A 13,877-nucleotide genomic window follows, 5' to 3' on the forward strand; every position below is an offset into this window, starting at 1 on the left:
GCCCCCCGCCGCCGGTCATGACCGCCGCACGCGCGGACGGCTCCGGACGGGCGCAGCGTTGTGTGCGCCTGACGCGAGGCGATCGTGTAGGCGCCGGGAGTTCCCGGCTAGCACCTGGATCCGCTTGGACGTCGCCGCAACGGCGGGCGTTGTCGGTGGTGCGGGGACCGGTGGTGCAGGTGGCCGGGGGTGGTGCCGGTGCCAGGCCCATGCCGCAGTGGCCACGACTACCGGGAGAATCACCAGACGCCCACCGAACGCTGCGACCGCGCCGACGACGACCGCCGCTGCGGCTGCGCCCACGCGAATCAGCGCAGACGAGAGCAGCCTTACGGCGGCGGCGAGTCCCAGCAGGGTGACCGATGCCAGGCACACGGAGAACGCGCGCATCAGCAGGTCGACGTCAACCAGCGTTGGCGCCCCGAGCGCTGCGGCTCCGACCGCCGCCGCGGCGCTCGCTTGCACAGCGAGGCTGCGCCTGGGCACCCCGGCGACACCGTTGGCGGCAAGCCACGTGGGTAGTGCGCCGGCGCGGCCCAGCGCCGCGCCGGCGCGCGATGCGGAGGCGATGAACGTGAAGAGCGCGCCGAAGGTCAACAGCAGCGCGCACAGGGCAGTGACGACCATCGCGCCCGGTCGGGCGGCGGAATCGAGCAACAGGATCAGGGGCACCTCGGTATCTCCCCCAGCAGCGCCAAGGACGCCGACGGTGCAGACCGCGAGACCGGCGTAGAGCAGGGCGATGATGCTCAGGCTCGCGGCGGCGACGACCGGCAACTGCTGGCGGGGGCGCGTGAACTCTCCCGCGAGGTTGGCGGCGGCTTCCCAACCGCAGACGGCGACGAACAGCACCGCGGCGGCGCTGCCGATCCCGGCGAAGCCCTGCGGGGCGAATGGTTCGAACCGGCTGGCGCAGATGTGTGGCAGCGCCACGGCGACCACCGTCGTGAGGAGCGCGAAGAGCCCGCCAGTGAGCGCAAGGTGCACGCGGCCGGACACGTGCAACCCGAACAGGTTCATCACGTACGCCAATCCCAGGACGCCAGCGGCGATCCACCCGGCCGCAGCAGGTCCCCAGCCCAGGGCGGTGGCGGCGTACCGGCCGCCGGCCAGAGCGCCGGCGACCATACCGAGCGGCACTGCCGCGTAGAACCACCACCCGACGACGGTGCCCGCTGCCGGTCCGAACGCCCGCCGGGCGAACGTTGCCACCCCGCCCCCGTCGGGATACCGCATGCCGAGCGCGGCGAACGCCGCCGCGATCGGCACCGACGCCGTCAGCATGGCGGCCCAGGCCAGCAGCGACGCCGGTCCGGCGGCGTGCATGGCCAGCGCGGGTAGGACGAGAACGCCGGGCCCGAGCACCGCCCCGACGTACAGGGCGGTGCCGCGGGCTACGCCGATGCGCCCGGTCACCGGGTCGCGTCCGGTTGGGTGGCGTCGTCCTGCCGGGATCGGGTGGCGAGGGACCGCAGAACCCTGGCCAGGCTGTCTCCCGACGGCATACCGGGCTCGCTGAACAGGCGTGCTTGTTCGGCTTCGACGGGGCCCTGGACTCGGCGGGCCAGTTCCATGCCGGCTTGGGTTGGGCGAAGGACCACCCGCCGCCGGTCATCCTCTTGGAGGTCCCGGCGTACCAACCCGCGGTCGACGAGCGACACGAGGGCGTTGGTCAGGGTGGCTTTGGCGATGCCAACCTCGGCGGCGGCCGTGCGGGTTTCGACCGCGCGGCGCGCACACACCAACACGAGCACGTCGTAGGTGGTCCAGGTCAGTCCCTCGTCGCGCAGTACGTCGCGTTCCACTTGGGCGCGCAGGGTGTTGGCGGTGCGTACCAGCTGCGCGAGCGGCCCTGGCCGCGGTGGCGGCATCCGGGCGGCGTTGACCGGTGGTCGGTAGATGCCCGCGACTCGACGTGGCCGGCGGTCCGTGGTGGCGCTCATTGCATCCACCTGCGGTGTGCTGGGCGCCGGTTGGGCTTGCGGTTGCGGCGTTGGCCGAACTGCCCGCCGCGGTCCTGCGGCGGCGGCGGTTGCGGCGCCGGCCGGCGCGGACGCTCGGTGTCTTCATCCTCGTCGTACATGTCTTCCCCCCGTGCTGTTGGATCACCTACCTGCCGCCTCCGACCAAGGCCTCACCCCCTGTCCTCGCCGAGCGGGGCGCCGCGTTGGCGCATGAACTCGACCGGGTTGGTGGAGTTGGAGTTGTCCAGGTCGCACCGCGATCCCGAACACACCCGTTGGTGGGTTTGGAAGTGCAGGTGCGGGCCCGACGAGTGGCCGCTGGTGCCGACCAGCCCAAGCCGCTGACCGGCCTGCACGGTGTCGCCCTCACTGACGTCGGGCCGGCGGACCATGTGGCAGTAGCGCGTGCCATACCCGTCGGCGTGCACCAGGTCGACGTACCAGCCGCAGCCCTTGGTGGTGGGGCTGCCATCGACGTCACAGTTGCCGGTGCTCGAGTCGCAACCCGCCCACACCACCCGCCCGGCGCTGGCCGCGTGGATGACCGTGTTACGGGCCGCGCCCATGTCGACTCCGGCGTGGAGCCTGCCGTCGCGCGGTCCGTAGCCGCTACCCACTGCGGCGCGCAGCGGCGCCGTCCACCCTGACGCCGCGACCGTCACCGGATCTGGCGAGCACTCGGCGAGGCTGGCCCCGGGTAGGTCGGCGATCGTCGCGACGCCAACGACCGCAGCGACGACCTGCTCGGCGTCGTCTTCATACGTGCCGTAGCGGTCGGGGAACGCGGAGACCTGAACGCGTTGCGCGGCGACGGTCAGCGGCAGGCTTTCCCACCGGGCGATGCGCTGCAGCTTCGTGTAGAACTTCATGGCGGCGTAGACCGGGTCGATGATCTGCGCAGGTGTGCCCCACCCCTGGCTGGGACGCTGTTGGAACAACCCGAGGGAGTCGCGGTCACCGCCGTTCAGGTTGTGCAGACTCGACTCGACCATGGCCGTAGCCACGGCGATGACCCACCCGCGGGCCGGCACACCATTCGCCCGCCCCACAGCAACAATCTGCGCGGCGTTGCCAACCTGCTCGGCGTCCCACCGTCCCACCGCCTCAACGGCCCCGATGGCCGAGCGCGAGGGGCCGGTGGCGGCACACGCTGACGCCGGCGCGGGGTTGTTGAGCACTACCGCCACGGGCAGCCCACACAGCAGCACAGCGGCCACGATCGCCACGCCGAGCCCGATCCATCCGCGGTTCACCGCGCCGCAGCCTCCTCGCGGATGCCGAGCGTGGCCACCAGCCACCGGGCGTCGCTGCGCACACAGACCACCCGCAACACCCCGGCGTCGGTGCTGACATCGACGTCGACCCGCTGGGCCGTGGCCGCTGCGGCCCGGCCCGCTCCGGTAACCCGGGTGGCAGGCACGTTGGCCGGCTCCACCGTCGCGAGCAGATCGGCGTAGGCGGGGACGGCGTAGGGACGCACTCCTGCCAGCCAGCTTTCGGGGGGCAGGTCAGGGCGGGCCCAGGCCCGCACGAACCGCAGCGCGGCGGTCACCGCCGCTGAATCGGCCGTGCCTGGCGTGGCTGGCAGGACGCCGTCGGGATCGGCGGCCAGCGTTTCGGCCGGCACCGCACCTTCGAGTTTGGGGCCGGTGGCAGGCGTACTACTGCTCGGAGCGGGACCGCTCCCGGCACAGGCGCCGAGCAGCAGGGTGGCAGCTCCCGCGATGGCCGCCCTGACGATACGTGGTGTCACTGCTGCTCCTCGGGCGGGAACGGCTCGTCTGGCGACCGAAGCGCGGCGTTCAGTTGCTGTCCCAGCAGGCGCACCTGGTGGTGGATCTCTACGAGCTGCGGGCGCGCTTGCGGCTGGCCAGCCACGACCTCGACCAGAGCGTCGATGTCGTGGCGCAGCTGCTCTAGACCGACACCGATGCGGGCAAGCGGAGCGCTGGCGGTGCGCACGGTGACGCTCATTCGCCGACGTCGCGGGTGTAGTCCCCGTCGAGGTGTCCGTCGCTGGACCAGTCCAGCTCCGTCTCGCGCCGCGTCGTCTCGTCCAACTCTGTCCATTGCTGTCTTTCCTCCTGTTGGTCGTCGCGCCGGTTGTGGGGCGCGTTGTGTATCTCGGCGATGTAGTCCTGGAGCGAGTCGACGCCCTCGCGCAGTCCGAACAATGCGGCTTCGAAGCGTTGCCAGTCCCAGACGTTGGTGACCTCGGCCGGCTGAGTCATGTCGTCCCTCCTTCTGTGCGCGCCGGCGCCGCACGCTGCCGCCCGGCGATATCGCGGGTGACGGCCTGTTCGGCGTCGTCGGGCCACGGTGCGGACCAGACGGCGTCGGCGCTGCGGGGTGTGTGGTGCCCGTGTCGACAGCGGGTGTTGTCCCACGCCTGCCACCGGTGCCGGGCCCGGTGCAGCGCCTCATGCCAACGCAGCGGCGCGTCCGGGTCGGCTTTGCCGGAGTACGCGTGGTGCCAGGACACGCTCAGCGCGGTCAGCTCCTCTACCAGGGCCGGGTGTGCTGGCCAGCACGCGCCGAGGTCCTGGGCCAGGCCGTAGCGGTCGACGAGCCACCGCGTCCAGGCGATCAGCCACGCCCACAGTTGCCGCGCGGCATCAGCGTCCAAGTCCCGCCAGCAGTGGCCCGTCGGCGCCCACGCCGTGTCACCGTCGATCGCCTCGACGCGTTCGCCGAGCGCTACGTGCGCCTCGGCGAGGCGTTCTACGCTGACACGCAGCGAGTCGATGAGCTCGGCAAGCTCAGCGATCGCCCGCTGCTCTCCCGACGCCTCGGCTGGGACATCGAACAGGAACGCGCGGTCGGTCATCAGCGTTGCCGCCCTTCGAGTCGGGCGGTGAACGCGGCCTGAGCGGTCTTGAAACGATGGGCGTCGGGGCGCTCCCACCACGCCGGTTGCACGACTTCGACTGGGGGCATGTTGCCGAGCAGCACCAGGGCGTGGCCGGTCGGCAGGGTTCGCAGCTCGGCGAGGTCGAGCAGGCTCTCCCGGCGGGCGTTCTCCTGCACGCTGGCGCGTCCGCCGCCCCAGGACGCGGCCGACGACAGCTCCTGCACCTGCCCGAGCAGTGACTGCGCGTCTTTGAGAGCCGCCACGTCCTGCGTGCCGCCCATCACGAAGCGGGCGTTCGCACCGTCGCGCAGGGCCTGCCCACCGTCGCGGCCCCACCGCTCCTCTAATTGGTGGGTGTTCTGGCATGAAATCGACAAGGCGATACCGGCGCCACCGCCCTCGGATGCCAGTGCGGGCAGCGACGGCAACGGCGCGATATTCGTGATCTCGTCGCCGATCAGGTACAGGCAGGGCTCGACCCGCCCGCCCGGTGCGACGAAGGAGCGTTGCAGGGTGCGGTAGATGATGTCCTCGGCGATCGCGCTGAACAGTGGCGCGACCAGCGACTGCCCGCTGCGGGTGCCGACCAGATAGAGGGTGCCGGACTCATCCAGCCACTGCTCGGGCTGGAACTGTTCGCCGCGCGGTGGGGAGCAGGCGCGCAAGATCCGGGCGTTGCTGAACGGATCCAGCGCTCCGAAGACGACAGACTGAATACTCTCGCGGCCACGGCCCGTGGACTCGCGGTGGAATGCCAGCCGGTCGGCCCACGCCGTCTGCTGGTGATGGCGCAGGATCCGCTCGGCCCGTGGGTCGCTGGGGTTGGCCGCCCAACTGGCCACGTCGGTCAGGGTGGCCTTTTCATCAAGAGCGGCGGCGTGCAGCAGACCGCGGATGATCGATGCCGCCTGATCCTGAAAGTATTGACCGTTCTCCACGTCGCCCTTGAGGCCGGCACCGGCGGCGAAGCCCTTCGCGCGCAGCGCCGCGATGTCGGGATCGTGCGCCCCCTCGATCGGTGACCACCGCAGCCGGGGCAGTCCAGGCACCTGCCCCTGCGGTTCGAAAATCCATGTCGGACCGACCTCGGCGCGCAGGTCGTAGGTGACCGCCGCGACGTCGAGGCGGGTGGAGGTGGAGATGACTGCACCTCGGGCGTCCGCTACCCGGGGGACGATGTAGCGCGACGTTTTGTTGGCGAACCGGGCGGCGCCGGCGAGGAGTTCGGTGTACTCGTTGGCGAGGTACAGCGGTTCCCCGGTCAGCGCGTGATGCCCCAAGAACCGCGCCACCTCCAGAGGGTCCTTGCGGCGCTGAGTTTTCGAGTGCAGAGCCTCGGGGCGGTCGGTCGCCCGGATGGTCAGGCCAGGCCGAAGGACGTCGACGCGTCGAAGCACCGCCGATGCGGTTACTACCCGGTCGAGGTCCTTTCGGCTGGCGAACCCTCGCCGCTGCACCCGCCGCTGTATGACCCGGACCGCCGGCATGCCGAGACCGGCGAAGGCTCCAATGAACAGACCGAACCACAGCACGTACAGCAGCGCGGTCGGAGGCAGGTCCGCCTGGGCGGCAGTGGGCCATGCCGCCGCCGGGTCACCGCCGTTGAGGATCATCCGCCCGGCAATGCCGGGCGCGTCCGTCGGCGAGGTGTCCGGCCACGTGGCGTGGGTGAGCACGCCACCGACCTGCCCGGCCAGCCACAGGGTGAAGGTGCCCAGCAGCGTGCAGAACACGGCAATGCCCAGTAGTACAAGCCGGGCCAGGATGTCGGCGCGGGGCATGCCGCGGCGCGGCAGCCGGCTTCCGGGGGACATCAGCGAGCCGGCCATCAGCGCACCTGCCCCACCGCGGCGGACTCACGCGCCTCGTACTCGGAGTCGGTCAACTCCCGCGGTTCGTTCTCGGAGTTGTCGCGCATCCGGCTGTCGGTGTCGACCATGGCCTGCTCGACGCTGGAGAGTTGGTGCTTGACGACGTAGGAGCGCAGCCCGACCTTCCATAGCCCGACGCCGCGGCGCAGGTGCAGCAGGAGGTTCGTCTCTGTGTCGGTGGTGCCGAGGAATTCGCGGGCGGCGTCCAGCGAGCCCGGCGCCTGCCGGTAAGAGACCCGCACGCCGGTGTCCTCGATGAGGCCCCGGGCGATGCGGACCTGCTCGGAGTCGGCGCTGCCACTGGCCGCCAAGTCCGAGAATCGGTGAAACGCCAGGATGTTCTCCGTGCCCAGCGCCCGGGCCAACTTCAGTTGCTCGCGCATCCGCCGGATCAGGCCAAGGTGACGGGTGACCAACGCGAACTCGTCGTAGAGGCACACCCTCGGCGGGGCGTCGGGGCGGGTGAGCTCTGCTTCCAGCCACGACTGGGCGCAGGTCATCGCCATCGCCGTCATCTGGTCCGAGGTCCGCACGGCCCGCAGGTCGAGGATTGCCCCCGGCTGCTCGAAGTCCACTGTCAGGGTCGCTGCGGTCGGTGCGTCGAAAATCCCGCCGAGGACGCCGGTGATCAGCCGCTCCAGCGCGAGGCGGACCCGGCGGCTGTCGGCGGCGAACTGGTCGACGTCGTAGTTCACCCCGGCGAGGCGGTGCGCCCACGACTGCGGGTCACCCATGGCCGCGAGGACCAGCGACAGGGTCGGGGTGGCCAGCCGTTCGGCGCTGGTGCTGTCGTCGCTGTGGGTCACGGCGTCGAGGGCGTATTCGATCAGCGAGCGCTCCGCCTCGGTCAGGGCACCGCCGAGTTGGATTTCGAGGAGCCCTTCGAGCAGCAGCAGCCGGCGGGCCCGCTGGTTCTGCAGCCACTCCGGCTCGGCCTGCCCCGGCTGGCGGCGGATGCCCGCGAGGGGGTTCATCACGACACCGGCGCCGGGGCCGACGCGTACCGGTTGGATCCCGGCAGCTTCGGCGAGGGCGTCGTACTCGCCCTTGACGTCGACGACGAAGAATCGGGTGCCGAACGGGATTCCCCGGAATGCGATGCTCTTGAGCAGCGACGACTTCGCCGAGCCGATCTCGCCGGTGACCACCATGTTCGGTGCGCTGAGCAGCCCGGCTCGGTACAACTCCCGCATCGAGAACACGAACCCCGTCCGGGAGTACACCTCCTGACCGATCAGTGGTCCGTCCACCCCGAGGCCGGGGTCGGCGACGAACGGGTACACGCTGCACAGCTGCGCGCTGGTGGTGACCAACGGCGGTAGCCGCAGCCGCCAGAACGCCCGCCCCGCGGCCCGGCCCAGCGCACCGCGCCCGTCAACCGGCGGTGCGCCCAGCAGCCGCTCCGAGGTCCGGCGAAGAGCGCGCCGTTCACGTTCCAGGTTCGCCTCGGCCGCCGCGAGATCCCGCCGGTCTGCGGATTGCGCGATGCGGTGCGCGAGAGATCCTTCTCGTTGCACCCGTGCGCGGCTCACGCGAACCACCCCCGCATCGGCTTGAGCCCACGGGCCAGGGGAAGCGCCCCGGCTACGAAACCCTGGTCCTGCTCGCCGTAGAGCACCACCGCCTGGCAGCCGGTACGGCCCAGCACCCGTTTAATCGCGCGCACGTCATGGCGGAGTTGCTCTTCGCTCTCGGCGGTGACGGTGACGACGATCGCGTAGCGGTAGCGCACGTGCCCGGCCGCCTGCTCCCGGTCGACCTGCTCCACCGAGCGGGCCTCCTCGTCCTCCCGGGCGGTGCGCACCAGCCGCATCTTGCGTTTGGTGATCTCGTCGCCGGCGCGCGCGACCTTGTCCCGGCGGGTCGCCAACTGAGCGAGCTGCGCGGGTACCGGCTCGGCGATGACCGTCACCGCGCGTCGACCAACGGTGCGCGTGAACAGGGCGGTCATCCACGTCATCGCGACCGGCTGACGCGGCATCTCGTAGACCCACAGGCTCTGGGAGAACCCGGAATCGTGGCGGTATGACGACCAGCCGATGTTCTCCGCCGCGATCGGCCCGGCCATGTGCGGCGCCACCCCGGGCGTGTTCGAGCCCCGCATGTCCACGTGCGGCTGGTCCTCGGGGTCGAACTGCGTGCGCAGCACCGCCGCGTACTCCCGGGGCGTCAACCAGCCGACGGTGTCGACGCCGGCCTCCGCGACCGCGGCCTGCACCCCGCCGAGCTTGTCGAGCACCACAGTGGCAATGGCCGTGTCGGTGCCGCCCGCGTCGGTGATCTCCGCCGATAGCTTCTTGGTGTCGAACACGACGCTCAGGTACACCTCGTGGCGCTGCGTCGACGGAGCCGCCGCGGCGGTCAGTTCCGCCAGCGATCGGTACGCGCGAGTGTCGGTGTCGACCGCCTTCTGCACCAGGTAGCGCTGCGCCCGGTTGCCGGAGTCCGGAACTGCGCGCGCCGTCAGCGCCCACCTGGCCAAACCACTGTCGGCGTACTCGGTGCCGAGCAGATTCAGCACGTCGGCCCACGCCGCCAGGCGTTGCTGTTGCACCGTCGTGTCGGCCAGGACCAGGTTGCTGCCCGCGCAGAGCAGGGACGCGGTGACGGTGTTCTCGCGGCGGTGGTGCAGGAGCCCCACCTCGGTCAATCCGTCGGCGGCTACCGCCGGCAGCCAGCGGTAGCCGGCGGCCGGACCGGGCAGATGAAGATGCGTACTGCCGGGGGTAGCGGCGAAGGCACCACCGCGATACCGGTCCTGCCGGGCGGCGCGCTGGGCGAGGGCCCCGGCGACGATGGGCGCCCACTCGGTGACACGCCGCCCGCGCAGCCGCAACAGGCCCACCGTAAGCAGGAGCAGCGCCGCGAGCACCATGCCCCCGGCAGCGCCCTGCCGGCCGGTCGCGAGCAGGTTCGCGGCGACAACCAGGCAGATCACGCCGGCGACAGCCGTGCCGATCTGCCCCGCCGAGAAGCCCATGATCGAGCCACGCGTGGACCGCGGCGGAAACTGGAACTGGGTCACCTGGACTCCTCACCTAGACCGGGACGATGGGTAATTCGGCGGCCCCACCCGCAGCGGCGCCCCCCGCGCGACCTGCCCCCGCGCCGGAGGCGGCACCACCCTGCGAAGGCTGGCCTGAGCTGGACGGCCCGCCTGAGCCGGCTGCTGGGCTGTGCCCGGACGGCTCCGGCGTCGGAGCCGGCGGGGACGGCGAGTTGGCGGCAGAAGGTGCACCGGTCGGGGTGGTAGCGCCCCCACCGCTCGGGGTCTGCGGGGCGTCCTCGCCCTGCGAGCTGCCGGCTGCCGCGCCGGTAGCCTTCTCTCCGATGGCGTTCGGTATGACCGGCAGCGCGGGCTGCCCGCTGGTGTCGCCGGGCGCGGTGAGCTGTCCCTCCGCCACATCGTGTTGAGCGGTGCGGGAATCGCGCTCGATCCCCTCAGCTTCTTGACTGTTCTCTCCGCCGTCGTTTTCAGCTCCCGGTTCACCGCTCGGCTTTCCGACCTGGTCGCCGTCGCCGCTTCCTTGCAGCGCTTCCACCGCCTCCGGAACGGCGCTGGGTCGCGTGCCGAGCGGGCCAGCACCGCTGGTGGGGTTTGTCGGGATCGCGTCGGCGTTACCCTGCATCAGAGATGCAGCGTCCGGGCCGCCACCGCTGTCGCCGCCACCGCTGAGAGGATCGGCCAGACGGCGGGCGGCGGCATCCATACCGACCGCGCCAGCGGCGGAGGTCAGGAAACCCCTGGCGTCGACGTCAGCCAGGTGGCCGTCCCACATGCTCGTCAACCGCAGCAGAATCCACGGCGCGAGCACCATCAGGATGATCATGAACATGCCGCGCAACACATTGAGGACGTTGTCGCTCTCGTAAGTGCTGCGCGTGCCATAGATCCACAGGGCGGCGATGAAGAACTTCGAGCTGGCCAGAGCGTTGCAGGTCCAGAACCACTTACGACCCCACGAGCGCGTCTCGGCCATCACCTGACCGGTCATAGCCATCGCCCCGAACAACGCTGCCCCGGCGGCCAGCAGGGAGCGGAACAACAGCATCACGAACACCAATACCAGCCCGATCACGCTGATCACCGCGACGACGAAGGCCAGCAGGACCGTGCCGGTGTCCGCGGTCAGCGCGTTGAGCGCGTCCACCCACATGCTCGGCTGCCAGTCGCGTTCCTGATTGCGGGCGATCAGCGCCACGGTCGCCTCGTCCCACGCCGCCATCAGGATGTAGGCGATGCCGCCGGCGAAGGCGATCCCGAACATCGCGCGCACCAACCCGCCGAGGGTGGCCAGGGGCCCGGGGCCATTCATGCGCAATCCGTTGATCGCCGTGGAGATGAGGAAGATGAGCAGCACCATCAAGATCAGGACGCCGGAGATGTCGTTGTAGACGGCATAGAACGGCTCGTCCGGCACGGCGGAGGACTGCTCGAACACCACCTCGGCCAGCTTGCTCAACGCCCAGGCGAAACCCGCCACGGCAATGTCGGCCAAGCCCTCGAACCCGGACCGAGCGATATCCTTGGCCTTCTCGTCGACCCGGCAGCTCACACTGAACTTGCAGCCCTCGGGCTTAACCGACGAGAACGGCAGCAGCGACGCACGCAACGCTTCGCATCGATTCTTCTTCGCAGTCCACCGGTCGGCGTTGCCCGCGTCCTCGGCCGCGTTGTCGGCGAACCGCTCGCACCTCACGGGCGAAGCGCCGTCTTTCGGAGACCGATCGTCGAGCACCGACGCCGTATCCGCCGGCGGCGGTGACTGCACCGTGAGCGACACCGCGTCGCAGCGTTCCTGCTCCACAGCGCCGACAGCCTTACCGCAGTCGGTGATCCACCCGTCGCCGGACTCCCATTCCGCCCACGGCAGGCACCAGTTCACCTGCGGTCTCGCCTGCTCCTGGCCAGGCCCGGACAACTGCCCGTCAGACGACGGCGCTGGGCACGGCTTGGCCGGGGCGGACGGAGCAGGCGTCGGGGCGAATGCTGCCGCAGCAGGTCGCGCTGGCACTACCGCGCCGAGCAAGGCCAGCACGCTGATCGCCAGGCCGATCCCCCGCCGGCAAGCGTTGACCCAGGGCATGAGATCAGACCGTCCCCGGCACCCACGAGCGACCGCTGAGCACGTCGAGCAGCGGTTGAGTGTCGCGCGGACCGCCGTCGCGTCGGGTGCCGCGCTGATCAGGCGGAGGTACCGGCAACGGCCGCTGCGCGGCCACCACACGCCAACGGTCGAGCGTCCAACGCACCGTCACCGACTGCACGTACCAGCCACCCGCCAAACCCGTCTCCGGGCCGGCGACCACGCCATCGGTCGGTGACCCGCTGAGCGCGCAGAGCAGCAACCGCGCCGTGACCTCAGTGCCCTGCTGCACCTGTGCGTCTACGTCCGCGTCGGGCACCCACACCCGGGCAGCCACGGTCTGGGAGATCCCCTCACCGTCTGCCGACGGTGAGCCGGCCCCCATCATCTCGGCCACCGCCGGGCCCGAACCGTCGACTGCGACCGTGTCGATCAACGCCTGCCGCTCGACGTCCGGACGGCCCGCCGCGGCGGACACCGCCACCACGTACGCCGCCGCCGCGTCACCGGCGCCGCGAGGTGTGCCAGCGAAGCCAACCGGCACTCCCCGAACGAGGCGGTCGCCGAAACGCTCAGGCACATTCTGCTTGGGCGCATCCCCCTCGGGCGCGCTGACGCGGCCCGCAACGAAGACCGCCGCCCCCGCAACGGCCACGCAGACAAGCAGCGAAACTACGGCCGATAGGCGTCCGCCGTCGGTTGCCTTGTAAGTTGCTCCCCGCACGCGGGGCACCCCCTAAATCTCGCTCAACAGGAAGCCGATGATCGATGTCGCCGAACCCACGACAATCGCCACAAGCCCGGCCTTCCACATCATCGATTTGCCTCGATCGCTGATGATGTGCGCGCCGAAGATCGGTCCGATGCCGAACGCAATCGCGCCAGCGGCGAGACCGGCCACGGCGGAGATCACGCCGAGGAACAGCGCGGCGTTTGCCAGCTTGTAGAACAGGTCCGAACGCGGCACCGCCGCCGGGTCAGGGCTGATCCGACCGAAATCGAAGCCCCCGGACGGCGACGGCGTCGGCGTCGGGTCCGGTGCCAACGCGGCCACCACCGCAGGCACCCGCACCGTCATCACGGCAGCTATCCAATGCACGAACACAATCAATTCCTCCCCCGTGTGAAGTCACCGTCCTCCGGCGACAGAAGCCCCCTCGTGTGATGGGCCAGGTTCAGCGGGGCAGTGTTCGACAACGATCGAGGCGATCTCGGTCAACGCGGTCCGCGTGGCCTTACTCAACGACCGCGGATCGAGCGGGTCAGGGCGTGCGAGCACCGGATCGAAGGGCACCCGGACGAGATGCGTCGCCGCCTTTCGCGCCAGGTGCTCGACCGCACGAACCTCTCGGGCGGTGGAGTGTGTGGTCGTCATGACCACCACCACCGCCGACGCCGCCACCTGATCGAGTCCCGCAGCGCGAAGATGCGCCAGCAACCGCATGGTGTGCTGCAACGCATCAACGGTCGCGCGGGTCACCAATACCGGTACCGTCGACCAGCCCAACGCCCGCCACGTCGGCGTGTTGTCCGCCGCAGGGAGATCCAGCAACGCCATGGCGTAGACCGACCGCAGATGGCCGATCACACCGAACGTCTCCGGCCAGGTGGTTGGGCGCCGCTGCGCCGTCATCTTGCTCTCACCGACCAGAACACGCAGGCCTGTCGGCCCTCGCTGCATCAACCCCTCGGCGAACAGAGGGTCAGCCAACCGCTCCTCCGCGACCGCCGCATCCCACGTCGATGCGGAATTGCCCCGGGCCACACGATGGCCCAGCCCACCCCACGCACGCCCGGTCGCGTCCATCGCCACGACCGGAGCAGGGCTGGCAAGCGCCAGCACACCACCGAGCGCCGCCGTGAGCGTCGAACGACCAACACCGCCGTCCGCAGACGACAGGCTCACCAGGGGGCACCCCGCCTGCAATGACGCCGCCCGCAGCCACAGCGACTCCACCTGGCTGCCGCCGCCGAACTCGCGGGGAATCTCCCGCGGAGCCGGCTCCGGTCCCTGCGCCCACCACGGGCTGCTCTCCGCAGCCGCAACTGGCACGGTAGATCGGCCGGGTCCGCTTGGCGGAGCGGGCGATGCCCGCTCCGCCAG

General features: G+C 70.7%; 14 protein-coding genes. 1 reads left to right on the top strand and 13 read right to left on the bottom strand.

The features are described 5' to 3' along the window. Positions 1–15: 15 nt before the first annotated feature. From QCZ28_RS28780 to QCZ28_RS28795, 4 genes are all read right to left on the bottom strand, one after another. Entirely contained in the window at positions 16–1,416 is a 1,401-nt protein-coding gene (locus tag QCZ28_RS28780; protein ID WP_279519550.1) for an amino acid permease, read from the bottom strand. Next, positions 1,413–1,943: a MarR family transcriptional regulator gene (locus QCZ28_RS28785; RefSeq protein ID WP_279519551.1), complete on the bottom strand. Its 531-nt coding sequence runs from the start codon at positions 1,941–1,943 to the stop codon at positions 1,413–1,415. The genes QCZ28_RS28780 and QCZ28_RS28785 overlap by 4 nt, the downstream gene beginning before the upstream one ends. Positions 1,944–2,134: 191 nt before the next feature. Continuing rightward, on the bottom strand, positions 2,135–3,217 hold the full coding sequence (locus tag QCZ28_RS28790; RefSeq protein ID WP_279519552.1) for a M23 family metallopeptidase: 1,083 nt from the start codon (positions 3,215–3,217) through the stop codon (positions 2,135–2,137). Continuing rightward, on the bottom strand, positions 3,214–3,717 hold the full coding sequence (locus QCZ28_RS28795) for a hypothetical protein (RefSeq protein WP_279519553.1): 504 nt from the start codon (positions 3,715–3,717) through the stop codon (positions 3,214–3,216). Before QCZ28_RS28795 ends, QCZ28_RS28790 begins: the two co-directional genes overlap by 4 nt. On the opposite strand from QCZ28_RS28795, the gene QCZ28_RS28800 reads away from it, so the two are divergent. Beyond that, entirely contained in the window at positions 3,711–3,884 is a 174-nt protein-coding gene (locus QCZ28_RS28800; RefSeq protein ID WP_279519554.1) for a hypothetical protein, read from the top strand. The two genes, QCZ28_RS28795 and QCZ28_RS28800, sit on opposite strands and share 7 nt — an antisense overlap. Before the next feature lie 50 nt (positions 3,885–3,934). Here the strand turns inward: QCZ28_RS28800 and QCZ28_RS28805 are convergent, their stop codons facing one another. The 9 genes from QCZ28_RS28805 to QCZ28_RS28845 all read right to left on the bottom strand — a co-directional run bounded on the left by QCZ28_RS28805 (position 3,935) and on the right by QCZ28_RS28845 (position 13,679). Further along, the gene (locus QCZ28_RS28805; protein ID WP_279519555.1) at positions 3,935–4,195 is read right to left on the bottom strand and encodes a hypothetical protein; all 261 of its coding nucleotides are present in this window, start codon (positions 4,193–4,195) and stop codon (positions 3,935–3,937) included. Beyond that, positions 4,192–4,791, bottom strand: coding sequence for a hypothetical protein (locus QCZ28_RS28810; protein ID WP_279519556.1), 600 nt, complete (start codon positions 4,789–4,791; stop codon positions 4,192–4,194). Before QCZ28_RS28810 ends, QCZ28_RS28805 begins: the two co-directional genes overlap by 4 nt. After that, positions 4,791–6,644, bottom strand: coding sequence for a TraM recognition domain-containing protein (locus QCZ28_RS28815; protein WP_279519557.1), 1,854 nt, complete (start codon positions 6,642–6,644; stop codon positions 4,791–4,793). The genes QCZ28_RS28810 and QCZ28_RS28815 overlap by 1 nt, the downstream gene beginning before the upstream one ends. After that, positions 6,644–8,218 carry a hypothetical protein gene (locus QCZ28_RS28820; RefSeq protein ID WP_279519558.1) on the bottom strand — a complete coding sequence of 525 codons (1,575 nt, stop codon included), beginning with the start codon at positions 8,216–8,218 and terminating at the stop codon, positions 6,644–6,646. Before QCZ28_RS28820 ends, QCZ28_RS28815 begins: the two co-directional genes overlap by 1 nt. Beyond that, the gene (locus tag QCZ28_RS28825; protein ID WP_279519559.1) at positions 8,215–9,711 is read right to left on the bottom strand and encodes an SCO6880 family protein; all 1,497 of its coding nucleotides are present in this window, start codon (positions 9,709–9,711) and stop codon (positions 8,215–8,217) included. Before QCZ28_RS28825 ends, QCZ28_RS28820 begins: the two co-directional genes overlap by 4 nt. A gap of 13 nt (positions 9,712–9,724) precedes the next feature. Beyond that, on the bottom strand, positions 9,725–11,572 hold the full coding sequence (locus tag QCZ28_RS28830) for a hypothetical protein (protein ID WP_279519560.1): 1,848 nt from the start codon (positions 11,570–11,572) through the stop codon (positions 9,725–9,727). Between the two features lie 205 nt (positions 11,573–11,777). Beyond that, on the bottom strand, positions 11,778–12,353 hold the full coding sequence (locus QCZ28_RS28835; RefSeq protein WP_279519561.1) for a hypothetical protein: 576 nt from the start codon (positions 12,351–12,353) through the stop codon (positions 11,778–11,780). A 156-nt stretch (positions 12,354–12,509) separates the two neighbouring features. Then, the gene (locus tag QCZ28_RS28840; RefSeq protein ID WP_279519562.1) at positions 12,510–12,851 is read right to left on the bottom strand and encodes a hypothetical protein; all 342 of its coding nucleotides are present in this window, start codon (positions 12,849–12,851) and stop codon (positions 12,510–12,512) included. 51 nt (positions 12,852–12,902) lie between these two features. Further along, positions 12,903–13,679, bottom strand: a complete 777-nt coding sequence (locus QCZ28_RS28845; protein ID WP_279519563.1) for a hypothetical protein — start codon at positions 13,677–13,679, stop codon at positions 12,903–12,905. Between the last annotated feature and the right edge of the window lie 198 nt (positions 13,680–13,877).

Origin of the sequence: Micromonospora sp. DH14, assembly GCF_029809455.1 — a bacterium.
GTDB classification, from domain to species: domain Bacteria; phylum Actinomycetota; class Actinomycetes; order Mycobacteriales; family Micromonosporaceae; genus Micromonospora; species Micromonospora parva.

What these genes read in the sequence shown, in the direction of transcription:
- QCZ28_RS28785 (WP_279519551.1), bottom strand. Translation starts at nt 1,943, where the DNA reads ATGAGCGCCACCACGGACCGCCGGCCACGTCGAGTCGCGGGCATCTAC.
- QCZ28_RS28805 (WP_279519555.1), bottom strand. Translation starts at nt 4,195, where the DNA reads ATGACTCAGCCGGCCGAGGTCACCAACGTCTGGGACTGGCAACGCTTC.
- QCZ28_RS28810 (WP_279519556.1), bottom strand. Translation starts at nt 4,791, where the DNA reads ATGACCGACCGCGCGTTCCTGTTCGATGTCCCAGCCGAGGCGTCGGGA.
- QCZ28_RS28815 (WP_279519557.1), bottom strand. Translation starts at nt 6,644, where the DNA reads ATGGCCGGCTCGCTGATGTCCCCCGGAAGCCGGCTGCCGCGCCGCGGC.
- QCZ28_RS28840 (WP_279519562.1), bottom strand. Translation starts at nt 12,851, where the DNA reads ATGACGGTGCGGGTGCCTGCGGTGGTGGCCGCGTTGGCACCGGACCCG.